The 16,442-nt window shown below is 67.2% G+C and carries 14 protein-coding genes and 1 pseudogene; 2 read left to right on the top strand and 13 right to left on the bottom strand.

Translation table 11 applies throughout. The features are described from left to right. Position 1 precedes the first annotated feature (1 nt). Positions 2-610, bottom strand: coding sequence for a DsbC family protein (locus DBV14_RS07640; RefSeq protein WP_124458592.1), 609 nt, complete (start codon positions 608-610; stop codon positions 2-4). A 222-nt stretch (positions 611-832) separates the two neighbouring features. On the opposite strand from DBV14_RS07640, the gene DBV14_RS07635 reads away from it, so the two are divergent. Next, entirely contained in the window at positions 833-2,503 is a 1,671-nt protein-coding gene (locus tag DBV14_RS07635; RefSeq protein ID WP_260396864.1) for a methyl-accepting chemotaxis protein, read from the top strand. A 21-nt stretch (positions 2,504-2,524) separates the two neighbouring features. Here the strand turns inward: DBV14_RS07635 and DBV14_RS07630 are convergent, their stop codons facing one another. The 11 genes and pseudogenes from DBV14_RS07630 to DBV14_RS07580 form a co-directional block, all read right to left on the bottom strand. Then, positions 2,525-2,821 carry a hypothetical protein gene (locus tag DBV14_RS07630; RefSeq protein ID WP_124458591.1) on the bottom strand — a complete coding sequence of 99 codons (297 nt, stop codon included), beginning with the start codon at positions 2,819-2,821 and terminating at the stop codon, positions 2,525-2,527. 64 nt (positions 2,822-2,885) lie between these two features. Then, complete coding sequence (locus DBV14_RS07625) at positions 2,886-3,587, bottom strand: EthD family reductase (protein WP_124458590.1); 702 nt, start codon at positions 3,585-3,587, stop codon at positions 2,886-2,888. After that, entirely contained in the window at positions 3,584-4,762 is a 1,179-nt protein-coding gene (locus DBV14_RS07620) for an NADH:flavin oxidoreductase/NADH oxidase (RefSeq protein WP_124458589.1), read from the bottom strand. Before DBV14_RS07620 ends, DBV14_RS07625 begins: the two co-directional genes overlap by 4 nt. Before the next feature lie 24 nt (positions 4,763-4,786). Next, a complete protein-coding gene (locus DBV14_RS07615) occupies positions 4,787-5,746 on the bottom strand; it encodes a DMT family transporter (RefSeq protein ID WP_260396863.1) in 960 nt (319 codons plus the stop codon). Between the two features lies 1 nt (position 5,747). Then, positions 5,748-6,722: an MBL fold metallo-hydrolase gene (locus DBV14_RS07610; protein WP_124458588.1), complete on the bottom strand. Its 975-nt coding sequence runs from the start codon at positions 6,720-6,722 to the stop codon at positions 5,748-5,750. Positions 6,723-6,784: 62 nt separating this feature from the next. Further along, the gene (locus DBV14_RS07605) at positions 6,785-7,495 is read right to left on the bottom strand and encodes an ABC transporter ATP-binding protein (protein ID WP_124458587.1); all 711 of its coding nucleotides are present in this window, start codon (positions 7,493-7,495) and stop codon (positions 6,785-6,787) included. 20 nt (positions 7,496-7,515) lie between these two features. Beyond that, on the bottom strand, positions 7,516-9,306 hold the full coding sequence (locus tag DBV14_RS07600) for an ATP-binding cassette domain-containing protein (RefSeq protein WP_124458586.1): 1,791 nt from the start codon (positions 9,304-9,306) through the stop codon (positions 7,516-7,518). Then, positions 9,303-10,226 (bottom strand): branched-chain amino acid ABC transporter permease, encoded by a 924-nt coding sequence (locus tag DBV14_RS07595; protein ID WP_124458585.1) that lies wholly within the window; start codon positions 10,224-10,226, stop codon positions 9,303-9,305. Before DBV14_RS07595 ends, DBV14_RS07600 begins: the two co-directional genes overlap by 4 nt. 72 nt (positions 10,227-10,298) lie before the next feature. Next, complete coding sequence (locus tag DBV14_RS07590) at positions 10,299-11,507, bottom strand: ABC transporter substrate-binding protein (RefSeq protein WP_124458584.1); 1,209 nt, start codon at positions 11,505-11,507, stop codon at positions 10,299-10,301. Between the two features lie 78 nt (positions 11,508-11,585). After that, positions 11,586-12,362, bottom strand: coding sequence for an SDR family NAD(P)-dependent oxidoreductase (locus DBV14_RS07585; RefSeq protein WP_124458583.1), 777 nt, complete (start codon positions 12,360-12,362; stop codon positions 11,586-11,588). A gap of 61 nt (positions 12,363-12,423) precedes the next feature. Next, a pseudogene (locus DBV14_RS07580) lies at positions 12,424-14,193 on the bottom strand (FAD-dependent oxidoreductase); the annotation flags it as partial. Between the two features lie 173 nt (positions 14,194-14,366). On the opposite strand from DBV14_RS07580, the gene DBV14_RS07575 reads away from it, so the two are divergent. Then, a complete protein-coding gene (locus DBV14_RS07575) occupies positions 14,367-15,164 on the top strand; it encodes an IclR family transcriptional regulator (RefSeq protein ID WP_124458581.1) in 798 nt (265 codons plus the stop codon). A gap of 357 nt (positions 15,165-15,521) precedes the next feature. Here DBV14_RS07575 and DBV14_RS07570 read toward each other — a convergent pair whose 3' ends face one another. Beyond that, the gene (locus DBV14_RS07570) at positions 15,522-16,268 is read right to left on the bottom strand and encodes a 1-acyl-sn-glycerol-3-phosphate acyltransferase (RefSeq protein ID WP_124458580.1); all 747 of its coding nucleotides are present in this window, start codon (positions 16,266-16,268) and stop codon (positions 15,522-15,524) included. Between the last annotated feature and the right edge of the window lie 174 nt (positions 16,269-16,442).

The raw sequence follows: 16,442 nt of genomic DNA, 5'->3' as shown, positions 1-16,442 counted from the left end.
ATCAGCGCTCCGCGGCCGCGAGCAACTGCTCGATCCAGTCCGCCGAGATCGCGCCCGGCACGCGCGTACCGTCCTTGAAGATCATCGTCGGCGTGCCCTTCACGTCGAGCTTTCGGCCGAAGTCTGCATTCCGTTGCAGGGCAGTGGTGTCACAGGCGCCGGTCGCCGGACCGGGCTCGGTGCCCGACTGCATCCAGTTTTCCCAGGTCTTCGCGCGCTCCTTGCTGCACCACAGGTTGCGCGACTTGGCAGTCGAATCGGCGCCGAGGATCGGGTACAGAAAGACATAGACCGTCACGTTGCCGATCTTCTTCAGGTCCTGATCGACGCGCTTGCAATGGCCGCAGTTGGGGTCCGAGAACACGGCCAGCTTTCGCTTGCCGTCACCATGCACGACCTTGATGGCGTCCGCCAACGGCAGTTGTTCGAAGGTGAATGCTGGAAGCTTTTCGAACCGCCCTTCGACGGAGCCCTTGCGGCTTTGGGCTTCACTGACGTTGGCGACTGCGAGCAGCCCCACGGCGCAAGGGATCAGAAGAAAAAGTTGGCGTCGAAGTTTCATCGGTAGGTTCGTTGCAATGGAAGATGTTTTGCCTCGCGCGGCAGACACGCGGCGGCATGAAACCCCAACGCTAACATTCGCCCGCCCTCGCCTTTTGTAGCCCACCGGCCTCCATCCCCATCGCGCTGAAAAAAGAGACGGCCGCGCGCAATGGCCCCTGCGCAAAAACAGTCAATGAGCGGTAACAAGGCGTCGGTTTAATCCAGCGCGGGAACCCTCCCCTGCCCTCATCGTCCTGCGCCGCACAGCACGCGGGAACGACCTTGCCCCGTGACCAAAGACCTCCGCGCCCACCGCTCCCGCACCACCATCCACACCACCACCCGCAACGTGCTGGGCCGGCGCCTCCTGGCCACCTTCTGCGCCGTGCTGCTGCTGACCCTCGCGGGCTCGGGCATCGGCATCTGGTCGCTCGCGAAGATGGACGAGGCCACGCACGAAGCCATCCAGCAGCACGGCGTGTCCGAGCGGCTGGTGGTCGACGCCTACCGCCACCAGGCCATCAATGCGGAGCGCTACAAGGCCATGGCGCTGAGCTCCGAGCCCGAGGTGGGCGAGATACTCGCAGCCGACATCCAGGCGACCGAAGCCCGCTACAGCGAGCTGATGCAACAGGTGTCAGAACGGTTGCAGACGGCCGCCGACCGCGCATTGCTTGCGCGGACGCAAGCCACCGGCGAAGACTTCGGCAAGGCCGTGAAAGAGCTGATTGCCGCACGCGACTCCGGCCTGACCGAGCGCATCCGCTCGGTCTATGCCCAGCGCTTCCAGCCGGGCTCCGCCGCGCTTCTGGCCGCGGTGGGCAAGCTCGCGCAGTCGCAGCGCGAGGCCATCGACGCGGCCGGCCATCGCATCGAAGACCTGGCCGCCTCGGCCCGTCTGGCGCTGGTGCTGTTCAGCGCGGCGGCGCTGTTGCTGGGCATCGTGCTGGCGCAGTGGCTGGTGCGCAGCATCAGCCGGCCGATCCGCGTGGCCGGCGAGACGGCCCGGCGCGTGGCCAGCCTCGACCTTCGCCAGGACATCGAGGGCCACTCGCGCGACGAGGCCGGCCAGATGCTGCAGGCCCTGGGTGCGATGCAGGGTTCGCTGCGCGAATTGGTCGCGCGGGTGCGAGAGTCGGTGCAGAGCGTGCACGCGGCGGCCGGCGAAATCGCACAAGGTAATTCGGACCTGTCGGCCCGCACCGAAGACGCGGCATCGAGCCTGCAGCAGACGGCCGCGGCGCTCGAGCAGGTGATGCGCAACGTGCAGCAGTCGAGCGAGGCCGCGGGCAAGGCCGAGAAGATGGCCGGTGCCGCCGCAGCCGTGGCGGCACAGGGAGGCGAAGTCGTGTCGCAGGTGGTCGGCACCATGCAGGACATTCATCGCGCCTCGCACAAGATGGCGGACATCATCGGCGTGATCGACGGCATCGCCTTCCAGACGAACATCCTCGCGCTCAATGCCGCCGTCGAGGCGGCGCGCGCCGGCGAGTCGGGCCGCGGCTTTGCGGTGGTGGCGGCGGAAGTGCGCCAGCTCGCGACACGCTCGGCCGCGGCCGCGCGGGAGATCAAGGGCCTGATCGAGAACTCGGTGCACCGCATCGAAGCCGGCACCACGCTGGCCGACAGCGCGGGCCAGACCATGGGCCGCATCCTGGCGTCGATCGAGCAGGTGGCCGGCACGGTGAGCGCCATCACGGTCGCCACGCATGCGCAGACGCAGGACATCGGCCAGATCAACACGGCCGTCTCTCGCCTGGACCACATGACGCAGCAGAACTCGGCGCTGGTGGAAGAGTCCGCCGCCGCATCGGAAGGCCTGCGCGACCAGGCACGACACCTCGATGCGCTGATCAGCCAGTTCGTGCTGCCAGGCGATGCACAGCATGTGACCGCCATGGAAACGCAGCGAGGCGTGCGCGCGGTGATCGTGCCGAGCGACCGCCTGCTGCCTGCCTGACCTGCCTTGCTTGCCTCTTGCTCAGTGGATCACTGCCATCGGCGCGACCTTGGGCGAAACCTTTTCGAACGTGGCAGTCAGGAGCTGGCCGTCGGACTCCTTCCAGCACATCAAATTGGTCATGCCCGTTTCGGGTTGATTGGGCTTCTGGATGGAGATGGTCTTCCATCCCGCGCAGGCGCCGCGCACGGTAGTCGGCTTGTGAAGAAACACGTACTCGGTCGACGCATCGATGGGCAGGATGCCTTCGACCCCCGGGGGCATTGGCTTTCGCGTGTCACCACATGCCGACAGAACAGCGACGGTGATGATGACCATGCCGCACAAAAAAATCCGCCCCATGAAATCTCCTGATGAGTGAGGCGAGATATTACGTCGGCCCTCACACCACCCGGTGCTCTTCCACCACGAACGCCGTGATCTCCGCCAGGAAGGTGCGCGCATGCGCCATGGTGCGTTGCCCCTGCGGCGACGCGAAGGCGGCATTCAGCGTGTCGGTGTTCTCGAACCACAGCTCGACGATGCCGTCGAGCGGCAGCTCGGCGTAGGTGCAGGGCGTGCCCTTCTCGAACTCGCGCGCCACCACCACGTTCTGCCGGTAGCCGCTCACGCCCGGCATGCGGCGCACATGCTCGGCGTGAATCTTCCATTCACGGCGAAAGTCTTCTTCCGACTGCGCGATGGGCCGGCGCAGCAGCGAGATGCGCTTGAGCAGGCCCTCGGGCTTCGCGGGCAGCGCAATGACTTCGGTCTGCTCGACGGTGACGATGTGCAGCTCGCCCAGAAAGTGCTGCTCGTCCGCGCGGATGGCCGATGCAAGGTCGCCCTGCGTGAAGGCCTCGTCGGCTCGCGCGGCCCCGTCGAAACGCAGCTGCGAGAAGCCATCGAAATCCCAGGGCCCGCGCGCAAAGTCGATGCCGCGCTGCAGCCTGTCGACCACCAGGTTCTGCCGGTAGCCGCGCAACGTGGGCAACCGCGCCACCAGCGGCCCATGGCTGTCGCGCCAGTGGCTGCGAAAGGCTTCGTCGGTCCACTCGGGCTTCTTGCGGATCAGGCCCATGCGCAAGGTCGTTGTCGTGGTCATGGCGTGCCTTCTTCGTTGGAATGCGCGGCGGCTTCGGCGCGCGCGCGTGCCAGGCCCGGCGCGCGCTTGGCCAGCCACACGCCGTGGCGCACGGGCCAGCGTTCGTAGCCGGGGTCGGCGCCCAGCGCGGCGGCCGCGTGGTGCGGCCAGTAGGGATCGAACAGCGCTTCGCGTCCCAGCGCGATCAGGTCGGCCTGACCATTCGCCAGCACGGCTTCGGCCTGCTGCGCATCGACGATCATGCCGACGGCCTGCGTGGCGATCTGCGCGTCGCGCCGGATGCGTTCCGAGAACGGCACCTGGAATCCCAAGCCGCGCGGCACGGGCAACGCGCGTGTCTCTTCGGTGAGCCCGCCCGACGAACAGTCGATGACGTCGACGCCGCAGCGCTTGAGCTCGCGCGCCAAGATCACCGAATCGTCGAGGCTCCAGCCGTCGAGCGTGCCGTCGACCGCCGACAGCCGGCAGAACAGCGGCTTGCCCGCTGGCCACGCGGCACGCACGCGCTGCGCAATTTCCAGTGCGAGCCACATCCGGTTCTCGCGGCTGCCACCGAGCGCGTCGCCGCGGTGGTTGGCGTTGGGCGACAAAAAACTTGCGACCAGGTAGCCGTGGCCGAAGTGCAACTCGACCACATCGAAGCCGGCCTTGTCGGCACGCACCGTCGCGTCGACGAAGTGCTTCACGACGGAGGCAACGCCGTTGGCATCCAGCGCGCGCGGGGCCGACCATCCGGGGCCGGCCGCGAGCGCGCTCGGCCCGAGCCGCTCCCAGGGCTCTTCGTCGGCGGCCATGCGCTCGTCGCCCAGCGCCGCGCCGCCCTCCCACAGCGGCTCGCTGCCGGCCTTGCGCCCCGCATGCGCGAGCTGCACGCCGATGGCGCTGCCTTGCGCGTGCACGAAGTCGACCACGGCCTTCAGCGGCGCGATCTGGCTGTCTTTCCACAGGCCGAGGTCGGCGGTGCCGATGCGGCCGCGCGGATCGACCGCCGTGCTTTCAGTGAGGATGAGCCCGGCACCGCCGAGCGCGAACTTGCCCAGGTGCACCATGTGCCAGGGCGTGGCGTGGCCGCGGTCGGCCGCGTGCTGGCACATAGGCGAGATCACGACGCGATTGGCCAGCGTGAGGCTGCGCAGCTTCAGCGGCTGGAACAGCAAGGGAGAAGGGTCGGACATGAATGGCAATGCAAAGAAAAAAGCTCAGGGCGCGCGCGCCGGCGTGTCGGGTGCTGCCACCGCCACCGCCACCGTGGCCGCGGGCCGCGTGCCGAGGTAGGTTCCGGTCATCACGCCCGCGAAGCCGAGCAGGTGCCACCAGGTGAGCACCTCGCCGAGCAGCAGCGCGGCAAACGCGACGCCGAACACCGGCACCCAGTAAAGGAACACGGCGGTGCGCGCCATGCCGATGATCGAGATGGCGCGGTTCCAGATCAGGTTGCCCGCGGCCGTGGCGGCCACGCCGGAGAACAGCACCAGCACCCACGGCCACACGCCCGGGAACAGCTGGTCGGCGCCGAGCCGCGACGGCCCGAGCACGGTGTGCACCACCAGCATGCCGGTGCCGATCATGTAGATGACCCAGCTGATCGACAGCGGATCGATGTGCCGCGCCAGCCGCTGCACGCCCGCGCCGCCGACCGCGAAGCTCACCACCGCCAGCGCGAGCATCAGGTCGCCGATGCCCGCACGCGACAGCCCGACACCGGGGTGGCTCAACACCACGGCGGCCACGCCGGCAAAGCCCAGCGCCACGCCGAGCATGCGGCGCGGTGTGAAGCGTTCACGAAAGACGAGTGCCGCCGTCAGGCCCGAGACCAGCGGGCTCAGCGCCATGATCAGCGCGCCGTTGGTGGCGGTGGAGCGCAGCAGCCCCTGCGCGAACAGGATCTGGTTGGCATAGACCATGAGGAAGGCGCAGCCCGCCATGCCCGCAAGCTGCTTCGCGCCCAGCGCGGGCAGCCCGCCCCGCCGCCACAGCACGATGGCCGTGAGCGCCATGCAGGCCACCACCATGCGCAGCGCCGCCAGCGGCAGCGACTCGAAGGACGCGGTGAGCGCCTTCACGGCGGACACGTTCACGCCCCACAGCAGCATGGCCAGCAGCATCCAGCCTTGCACCGATGCGGGCGTGGCGCCCGTGGGGCGCGCCGGGGCGGTCACGTCAGCCTTCGAGCGCGTTCCACATTTCAATGTCGCGCTCCGCCGTCCAGATGCGCGGGTTCACATGGCCGGTGGCTTCGTCGTAGGCACGGGTCACGTCGAAGGGCATGCAGTGGTCGAAGATCACCCAGTGGCCGTAGGTCGGGCGCAGCGCGGCCACGGTTTCCTTGTAGATGACGTTGAGCGACTTGCCCAGCGCCACGCCGTTGTTGACCAGCGTGTACACGTCGGAGATGAAGGCGCGCGTCGAGGCGATGGCCTTGCGCACGTCGCTGGCGTTTTCCAGCGCGGCGCCACGGCCGGGCACGAGTTTTTCAAAGCCGAAACCGGCGAGGCGGTCGAGCGTGGTGGGCCAGTCGCGGAAGTAGCAGTCGCCCGCGTAGGCGGTGCTCTGGTACTCGACGAGGTCGCCGGCAAAGCAGATCTTCTGGTCTTCGAGGTAAGCGATGGTGTCGCCCTTGGTGTGGCCGCGGCCCACTTGCGCGATCTTCACTTCGAGCTTCTTGCCGAGCCACACGCTCATGGTGCCGTCGAAGGTCATGGTGGGCCAGGTCAGGCCCGGCGGCACCGATTCGACATTGCGGAACAGGCGCGGAAAGCGGCCGATCTCGCTGGCCTTGTCCTGTTCGCCGCGCTCGACGATCAGGTCATAGGTGTCGCGGCTGGCAATGATCTGCTCGGCGCCTTCCTTGAAGTACGCCGACGCGCCCAGCACGCGCACAGCGTGGTAATGGCTCAGCAGCACGTACTTGATGGGCAGCGGCGTGACTTCGCGGATGCGGCGAATCACGTCTTGTGCCATGGCGGGCGTGGCCTGGGTGTCGACCACCATCACGGCTTCGTCGCCGATGAAGATGCCGGTGTTCGGGTCGCCTTCGGCGGTGTAGGCGTAGGCGTTCTCCGAGAGGCGGGTGAACGAGACCTTCTTTTCTTCGAGGTCGGCCTGGCTGGCAAAGACTTTGGTGGGTGCGGTCATGAAGATTTCCTTTGTCTGTTTCAGTGATGAATGAATGAACGGGAGCGAAGCGGCTGGTGCGCTCAGTGCGAGCCGAGGTACGCCGACTTCACCTTGGGGTTGTCGAGCAGCTCGCGCCCGGACCCTTCGAGCGTGATGCAGCCTGTCTCCAGCACATAGGCGCGGTCGGCCACGCCCAGCGCCTGCTTGGCCATCTGCTCGACCAGCAAGATGGTCAGGCCCGAGCGGCGCAGCTGGCGGATGGCGTCGAAGATGTCCTTGATGATGAGCGGCGCAAGCCCCAGCGAAGGCTCGTCGAGCAGCAACAGGCGCGGCTCGCTCATCAGCGCGCGGGCAATGGCCAGCATCTGCTGCTCGCCGCCCGAGAGCGTGCCCGAGGGCTGGTCCTGCCGCTCCTTCAGGCGCGGAAAGCGCGCGAACTCGCGTTCGAGCGCAGCCTCGACAAAGGCCTTGTCGTTGCGGCGCGAGTAGGCGCCCAGCAGCAGGTTCTCGCGCACGGTCTGGTCGGGGAACACGCCGCGGCCTTCGGGTGACAGCGCCACGCCCAGGCCCACGCGCTTGTGCGCGGGCACGTGCGTGCAGTCGTTGCCGTCGATCAGCACGCGGCCCTCGGCCACGGGCTCCAGCCCGACGATGCTCTTCAGCAGCGTGCTCTTGCCCGCGCCATTGGCGCCGATGATGGTGACCACCTCGCCCGCGCGCACTTCCAGGCTCACGCCCTTGACGGCCTCGATGGCGCCGTACGAGACCTTCACCGATTCGATTTTCAACATGATGGGTTCGGTCCTTCTGCTCAGGCGGGCATGGCCGTGGCCAGCGCTTCTTCTTCCTCGTCGTCGACGCCCAGGTAGGCCTCGACCACGCGCGGGTTGGCCTGCACCTCGGCGGGCTTGCCCTCGGCGATCTTGATGCCGTAGTCGAGCACGATCACGTGGTCCGAAATCGACATGACCAGGTCCATGTGGTGCTCCACCATGAGGATCGACACGCCGCACTTGCCGATGCGCAGCAGCAGTTCGCCGAGCTCCGCGGTCTCCTGCGGATTCAGGCCGGCGGCGGGCTCGTCGAGCAGCAGAAGTTGCGGCTCGGTGGCCAGCGCGCGCGCCAGTTCCACACGGCGCTGCAGGCCATAGGGCAGGCTGCCCGCGGGCCAGTGCGCCAGGTGGCCCAGGTCCACCAGGTCGAGCAGTTGCAATGCGCGGTCGCGCGTGGCCTGCTCCTGCTTTCCGGCGGTGGGCCAGGCGACCAGCGACGACAGGAAGCCGTTGCTCATGCGGCTGTGTCGGCCCAGCATCACGTTGTCGAGCACCGAGAGGTCGGCGAACAAGCGCAGGTTCTGGAAGGTGCGGCCCATGCCAAGGCAGCAGATGGTGTGCGCCGGCTGGCCCACGATGTTCTGGCCCAGGAAGCGGATCGATCCGGCATCGGGCTCGATCACGCCGGTGAGCATGTTGATCATGGTGCTCTTGCCCGCGCCGTTGGGGCCGATCAGCGCGTGGATGTGGCCGCGCTGCAGGCGGAACGACACGTCCTGCGCGGGCTTCACGCCGCCATATGACTTGGTGACGCCCTGCACCACCAGCAGTTCGCCTTCACCGCCGGGGCCGATCTGTCCGGGCACGCCGCTGTCGCCCGTGCCTTCGCCGCGATGCCGCGGTTTCATGAACCACTTGTTGAACAGGCCCACCACGCCGCCCGGCATGACGTACAGCGCGAACAACAGCAGGAAGCCGTACAGGAAGTGCTGCGCCGACGGCCAGCGCGCCAGCAGCGCATCGGTCAGCGTGAGCAGCACCGCGCCCACCAGCGGGCCGTACATCGAGCCCGCGCCGCCGAACAGCACCAGCAGCAGGATGAAGATCGACAGGTGGAAAGTGATGAAGTCGGAGTTGATGTACTGGTTCTGCTGCGCCACCAACGCGCCCGCAATGCCGCAAGTGACGGCCGCGACCACGAAGGCCATGACCTTGGCGCGGTACACGCGCACGCCCACCGACGACGAAGCGATTTCGTCCGCCTGCAGCGACAGCAACGCACGGCCGAAGCGCCCGTTCAACAGGTTGCGCAGCAGCAGGTGCAGCGCGGCGCACAGCACGATGCCGAGAATGACCCACTGCGTGGTGTCCAGCGGCGCGCCCTTCCAGGTGAGCGGCCGAATGCCGTAGATGCCCTGCGCGCCACCGAACACGTCGGTCCATTCGCCCACGAGCTTCTCGACCACGATGCCGAAGGCCAGCGTGACCATGGCCAGGTACGGGCCCTTCACGCGCAGCGACGGCAGCGCGATGAGCACGCCGCACAGGCCCGAGATGACGGCGGCCAGCGCGAGCGCGAGCCACGGGTCCATGTCGGTGCGCGAGGTCAGCAACGCGACGCCATAGGCACCGGCCGCGAACAGCCCGGCCTGCCCGAGCGATTTTTGTCCTGCATAGCCGACCAGCACGTTCATGCCGGCCGCGCACAGGTAGTAGACGCACATCATGAAGGCGATGCGCAGGTAGTAGTCGTTGCCGAGCATCGAGACGATGCCGATCAGCACGGCAGCCGCCAGCACCACGCCGGCGGGGTGGGCGAAGCGCTTCATACCTTCTCCACCGTCTTGCGGCCGAACAGGCCCGTGGGCCGGAAGGCCAGCACCAGGATGACGAGCGCGAACACCGCCACCTCGCGCCATTGCGCCTGCCAGAGATTGACCATCGACTCCAGCACGCCGAGCAGAAAGCCGCCAATGACGCAGCCGCGCGGATTGCTGAGGCCGCCGATCATCGCGCCCGAGAAGCCCTTGAGCCCCACGGTCAGGCCCATGAACAGCGAAGCCTGCGCGATGGGCGCGAGCAGAAAGCCCGACAGCCCGGCCAGCGCCGAGCTGACGACGAAGGCGCCGATCATCATGGCGTTGGTGTTGATGCCCATGAGGCTGGCCACGTTGCCGTTCTGCGCGACGGCACGCATGGCCTTGCCGACCATGGTGCGGTTCATCACGCGGTCGAAGCCGAACATCACGACCACGGCCACGCCCAGCGTGAGCAGTTCCTGCGGGCGCACGCCCACGCCGAACATGCGGATCACGGCGTCGCCCACGGGCGCGGGCACCACCACGGGCTTCGGGCCCCAGATGGCCAGGCCCACGCTTTGCAGGATCACGCCGAAGCCCAGCGTGCTCATCACCCAGGCCATGCCGGGGCGGCCCGCGAACGGACGCACGCCCAGCACGTAGAGCAGCCAGCCCAGCAGGCCCATCACGCCGAGCGCGGCCACCAGCGCGAACAGCTGCGCGCCCGCGCCGGGCACGGCGTCGCCGAAGGTGGTGGAACTCAGGGGCTTGCCCAGCACCAGGAACAGCGCGCTCATGCCGATGAACGCGCCGGCCGAGACGAACTCGCCGTGCGAGAAGTTCAGCGTCTTGGTGGTGGTGAACGTGATGCTGAATCCGAGGGCCACCAGCGCGTAGGCGCCGCCGACGGCGAGCCCGCTGATCAGCGCCTGCAGGAGGGCTTCAACCATGGTGTGTATCTCCGTTGCGAGACGGGGCGGGGCCGCGCGAAGACAGCCCCGCCCCGTCTCTTGGTTCTCTGGTTACTGCTTGAAGTCGGCCGGCTTGAGCGCGCCGATCAGTGCGTCGCTGTAGGGCAGCAGCTTGCCGTCCTTCCAGCGGATCCAGACCAGGTCCTTCGCGGTCAGGGCTTCGTGGTTGGTCTTGCTGAAGGGCTTGTCGTAGGTCTTCAGCACGCCCTGCACCGGCGTCTTCAGGTCTTCCAGCGCGGCACGCACGGCGGCGCCGTCGGTGCTGTTGGCCTGCTTCATGGCTTGCGCCAGCAGCTGCATCGAGTCGTAGCCGTGCAGCGCGAACGAGAACGAGCCCGGTGCCTTCAGCTTGCTGCCGATGCGGTCGAACAGCTTCTGCTGCGCGGGCGTGCGGGTTTCGCTCACGGTGCGCATGAAGATCGGCTTCTCGGCCAGCGCCTTGCCGGCCGCGTCGTAGAAGGTGATGTTGTCGGCGGCCCACGAGGTGAGCGTCAGCGGGAAGTAGTTGATCTTCTCCATGCTGCGCACCAGCTGCGCGATGGGCGTGCCCTGCGCCCACACCACCACGGTGTCGACGTTGGCGGCCTTCATCTTGCTGAGCTGCGAGGTCATGTCGGTGTCGCCGACACCGAAGCGCTCGGTGGCCGCGATCTTGATGTCCTGCAGCTTGGCGATTTCTTCCATGTCCTTCAGGCCGCCCTGGCCGTAGCCGGTGGTCTCGGCCATCAGGCCCACCACCTTGGAGCCGGCGGTGTTCTTCTTCACATAGGCCATGAGCGCGGCCACCTGCTCGCGGTCGACCATCGAGACGCGGAACATGTAGTTGTCGGCGCCGGGGCTCATCGGCTTGGTGATGTCGGTGCCCGAGCCCACGTTGCCCAGCACCGGAATTTTCTTCTGGTTGGCGATGTGCTTCCAGGCCATGGCATTGCCCGAGTTGGTGGGGCCGAACACCGCGACCACCTTCTCGTTGTCGATCAGGTCGCTCATGTTCTGGATCGACTTGGGCGGTGCCGACACATCGTCGCGCGTGACCAGCGCCAGCTTCTTGCCGAGCACGCCGCCCGCGGCGTTGATGTCGGCAATGGCGGCTTCCATGCCCAGCACGGCGGCCTGGCCGCTCTGTGCCGAGGGCGAGGCCGAGAGGTCGCCGTTGTAGCCGAGCTTGATGTCCTGCGCCGAGGCGCCGGCCGCGAACGCCGCAAAGGCGGCAACAGTCGCGCTGGCGAGCAGTGTCTTGTACAGACGGATGGTTTTCATTTTTGTCTCCTGAAGGATTGACGGACGAGGAAGCGGAAAGAAAAGCGAAGCAAGGCGAGTAAGAACGGGCCGCGCGGCTCAGACGGCGAGGAAGCCGCCGTCCACCGGCAGCGTGATGCCTGTGACATAGCGCGACATGTCGCTGGCCAGGAAGATCACCGGGCCCACGAGGTCTTCGGTCTGGCCGACGCGGCCCATGGGGATGCGCGTCATGAACGACTCGAGGCGTTGCGGGTTCTCGCGCGTGGCGGCGGTCATGGGCGTTTCGATCACGCCGGGCGCGAGCGCGTTGACGCGCACCCCGGCCGGCGCCAGCTCTTGCGCCAACGACTGCGTGAGCATCTTGATGGCGCCCTTCGAAGGCGAGTAGCCGAGGCTCGCGCCCTGCCCCGCGTAGGCGGCGATCGAGGCGATGTTGATGATCGAGCCCTTCGTCTGCTTGACCGCGGGAATGAAGGCCAGCGTGGTGTTGAAGGTGCCGTGCACGTTCACGTCGATGGTCTTCTTCCAGTTGGCGGCCGCGTTGGGGCTGGCGGTGTTCTCGCGAATGATGATGCCGGCGTTGTTGACCAGCAGGTCGATGGCGCCGACCTCTTCGCCGACCTTCGCGGCCAGTGCGTTGCAGGCCTCGGGCGAGGTGACGTCGAGCACGAAGGACCAGGCCTGCCCGCCTTCATCGCGCACCAGCTGCGCGGTCTCGCGCACGGTGGCGTCGTTCATGTCGGTCACGACCACGCGGGCGCCGGCTTGCGCCAGGCCGAGCGCGAGCGCGCGGCCGTTGCCCTGGCCGGCGCCGGTGACGAGTGCGAGGCGCCCTTCGAGCAGGCGGGGTGCGACGTTGGCGGGAAAGGCCATCGATGGCTCCTTCTTCTATGAAATGCGTTGATCGGGAAAAGGGGCTGGAGACGAACGGCGCTCAGGCCTTGCGGCTCAGCGGCACGGCTTCGCGCTGCTCGACCTTCAGCTGCACCGTTTGCAGGGCTTCCGCCTGTGCGAGCTGCAGGCCCGCCACGTAGCCGAAGGTCAGCGCCGGGCCGAGCGTGATGCCCGCGCCGGGGTAGTTGCCGCCCATCACGCTGGCCGCGTCGTTGCCCACGGCATAGAGGCCCTTGATGGGTTGGCGGTTGGCGTCGAGCACGCGTGTCTTCTCGTCGGTGACGAGCCCGGCGAAGGTGCCGATGTCGCCGATGACCAGCTTGATGGCGTAGTACGGGCCGTTTTCCAACGGCGCCACGCAGGGGTTGGGCGTGACGTTGGCATCGCCCTGGTAACGGTTGTAGGCCTTGCTGCCCTTGCCGAACGCGGGGTCGTCGCCGGTGCGCGCGCCCTTGTTGAACTCCTGCACGGTGGCTTCGAGCGTGGCGGGTGCAATGCCGATTTCCTTCGCCAGCTCGCCGATGCTGGCGCCACGCTTCAGGTAGCCGCTCTTCAGGTGGCGGCCGATGGGCAGCGGCGACGGCGCGACGCAGCCCAGGCCATAGTCGCGCAGCGCCTTGTGGTCGCACAGCAGCCAGGCCGTCACCTCGGGCTCGCCGTCGCTTTCGCAGGCCTTGACCATCGCCTGCACGAAGTCGTGGTACGAGTTGCCTTCGTTGGCAAAGCGCTTGCCCTTAGGGGTGACCGCGATCACGCCGGGCTTGGCACGGTCGATGAAGTGGGGCATCACGCCCTTGGTGCCGTCGGGCCGCGTGGTGACCGACGCGGGCACCCAGGCCGCCGCATGCGGAATGGTGCCGTCGACGCGGCCGCCCACGGCTTCGGCCAGGCGCAGGCCATCGCCGGTGTTGGTGGAAGGCGAAGGCGAGTAGTGCTCCTTGCCGGTGGGCGCATGCGGGAACAGTTCCTTGCGGCGCTCCACGTCATAGGGAAAGCCACCGCAGGCAAGCACCACGCCGCGCTTTGCAACGATGCGCACCGTCTTGCCTTCGTGCTGAACGACCGCGCCCGACACGCCGTCGTACTCGACCACGAGCTTCTTCACCGGCGACGACAGCCACACGGGAATGTCCAGGTCCATCGCGGCCTTGGCGAGGCGGCCGGCCAGCGCATTGCCGTTGGTCAGCGTCATGCCGCGGCCATGGCCCAGCACGTCGAAGAAGTGCCGGGTCAGCCGCTTGGTGACGTACCAGAACGAGGTCGGCGACTTGAAGGCGCGCATGAAGTGCTTGATCTCGGGACCCGAGCCCAACATCATTCCGAACACCGTCAGTTCGGGCAGCGGCGGCGCCAGCAGCTTGACGCGCTTGCCCAGCTCGCGGCCGTCGAACGGGCGCGTGACCATCGAGCGGCCGCCCGGCTGGCCGCCCGGCGCTTCGGCGTGGTAGTCGGGAAACACGGCCGGCATGTCGAACTGCACGCAGGTGTTGCGCGTGAAGAAGTCGATGGCCTTGGGCCCCATGTCGAGGAAGGCACCGACGCGCGCCGCGTCGAAGTGCGTGGTGGTCTCGTGCTGCATGTAGGCCAGCGCGGCGCCTTCGGGTTCGTGAATGCCCTGCTCGGTGGCCAGGCGCGTGCCCGGAATCCACAGCCAGCCGCCCGAGCGCGCGGTGGTGCCGCCAAAACGCGCTTCCTTCTCGACCACCAGCACCTTCAGTCCCTGCGAAGCCGCCGTGATGGCGGTGGACATGCCCGAAGCGCCGCTGCCGACGACGAGCACATCGCATTCAAAAGTGTTCTGTTCCATCTCTGCCTGTTTGTGTACGACTTAAGTTGCGGCGGAGTTTAGGTAGCGATGTTGATATGGTCAAGTCGTTTAGTTACTATCAGATGATCAGTCATCGTCGATTGATCGTGACAATATCAGTAGAAACCCTGATGGCTATACTCGCCCCCACTCTCAACCCCCACGCCGGGCGCCCCATGGAAAAGCCAAGACGTGGCATTCAGTCAGTCGAAATCGGAACGCAATTGCTGGTTGCGCTCGGCAGGCACGTGGCGCCCATGGCGCTGCGCGATCTGGGCAAGGCCGCGGGCGTGCCCGTCGGCAAGGCGCACCCCTATCTCGTGAGTTTTCTGAAGGTGGGTTTCGTGGTGCAGGACAGCGCGGGCCGCTACGAGCTGGGCCCGCTGGCCCTGCAACTGGGCCTGGCCAAGCTGCAGCGGCTGGACCCCATCAAGGAAGCGTCGCCGCTCATCGAGGCGCTGGCGTCCGAGACCGAGCAGAGCATCGCGGTGGCCGTGTGGGGCAACTTCGGCCCGACCGTCGTGCGGCTGGAAGAACCCATTCATCCGCTGCACGTGAACCTGCGCACGGGCACCGTCATGTCGCTGGCCTACACGGCCACGGGGCGGCTGTTCGCGGCCTACCTGCCGCCCAAGGTGGTGGAAAAAATGATGGTGGACGACCTGGCGCGCCTGCGCGGGCCGGCCGGTGGCCGCGGCGCCGAAGAGCTGTCGCAGTCGCAGATCGAGGCGCTGCTGGTCGAGACGCGGCTGCACGGCATGTCGCGCACGCTGGGCCAGCCGATTCCGGGCATCGACGCCTTCTGCGCGCCGGTGTTCGACTCGACCAACAACCTGGTGCTGGGCATCACCGCGATGGGCCCCGAGGCCACCTTCGACAGCGACTGGAACGGCCGCGTGGCCGTGCCGCTGAAGGCGTGCGCGCTGGAAATTTCGCGCCGCCTGGGCTTCGTGCCTACAGCAGGGCAGGCCTGAAGCGACAGGGGTGTAGGCACGCGCTCACGTGCGTGAATTGTTTTATCCCGCAAGCGGCGGCCGCGCGCCGCGCCACCGTAGAGGCCTACTTACTTCACGGAGACCTCGATCATGAAAAGCATCATCCTTTGGCTGTGCGGTGTGCCGCTCATCGTGATCATCGGCCTGAAGGTCTTCGGCATTCTTTGATCGATCGATTGGCTGACTGACGGACTGGATCGCCCGAACGCGATCGCAACGACGAACCCGAACCCTGGTTCCTCCTCACGGCGCACTCCGCGCCGTTCAGCGCCCCTTTGCAGGGGCGCTTTTTTTTGGCCTGGGCGGCCGTAGCGGATATCGGTGGGTATCAGCGGATCAGTGGGTATCGCGGCGTAGTTGCTGCACGTCTTCATGCAGCGACTGTGCCCACGCACGGCGCTCGCGGCCGTGCGAATCCTGCGGCTCGCCGAAGCGCACGATGGCCAGCAGCGGCGGCGCGCGCAGGGTGTTCCAGAGCGAGGCCACGAGGCTGTCGTCGTCGATGTAGCGCGGGGCCTGGCTGGTCTCGCCGGTGGCCGCATCGGCAAAGCGCAGCGCAACGGGGAGCACCGGCGCGCCCGACGAAATGGCGGCCTGCAACAGGTTGGCATGGAACGGCAACAGGCCGCGCCCATCGCTGGTGGTGCCTTCGGGAAACACGCCGATGAGGTCGCCGTTGCGCAGCGCCTCGGTCATGTGGTGCACCACGCGCAGCGCATCGCGGCGGCGTTCGCGCTCGATGTAGAGCGACCCCGCGCCGGTCGACAAGGTGCCGATGAGCGGCCAGTGCCTGACGCCCGACTTGGACACGAAGCGCACGTGGCGCGCGGCGTGGATGCAGGTGATGTCGAGCCACGAGAGGTGGTTGCTGATGAGCAGCACCGGCCCTTCGCTGGGCGGCGTGCCCTGCACCTTGAGGGTGATGCCCATGATCTGGAGCATGCGTTCGGACCAGGCCTGGACGCGGGCGTTGCGCTCTTGTTGCGAGAGGCTGGGAAAGGTGAAGCGGATCGTCCACCAGCCGCCCAATGCATGCCCCACCGCGTGCAGCAGGCGCCAGCAGGCTTTCAGTGAATGAATCATGGGACTTGTGTCCTCTCAGCTTTCCGTCGTGGGATCTGTTCGCGTACTTGTTCGAGCGTTTGTTCGGGGCGCTGTCGTTCGGGATGCTGTCGTTCGGGGCGCATGCGAATGACACCGGGTGCTCCCCTCCGCGAATGTCCCCCGCTTCGCTCCTCCTTTATTTCGCTGCGGGGA

It is taken from the genome of Variovorax sp. KBW07, assembly GCF_003852515.1.
Lineage (GTDB): Bacteria > Pseudomonadota > Gammaproteobacteria > Burkholderiales > Burkholderiaceae_C > Variovorax.
The sequence above is the reverse complement of the archived record's forward strand: the minus strand, read 5'-3'. Positions and strand labels throughout refer to the sequence as shown.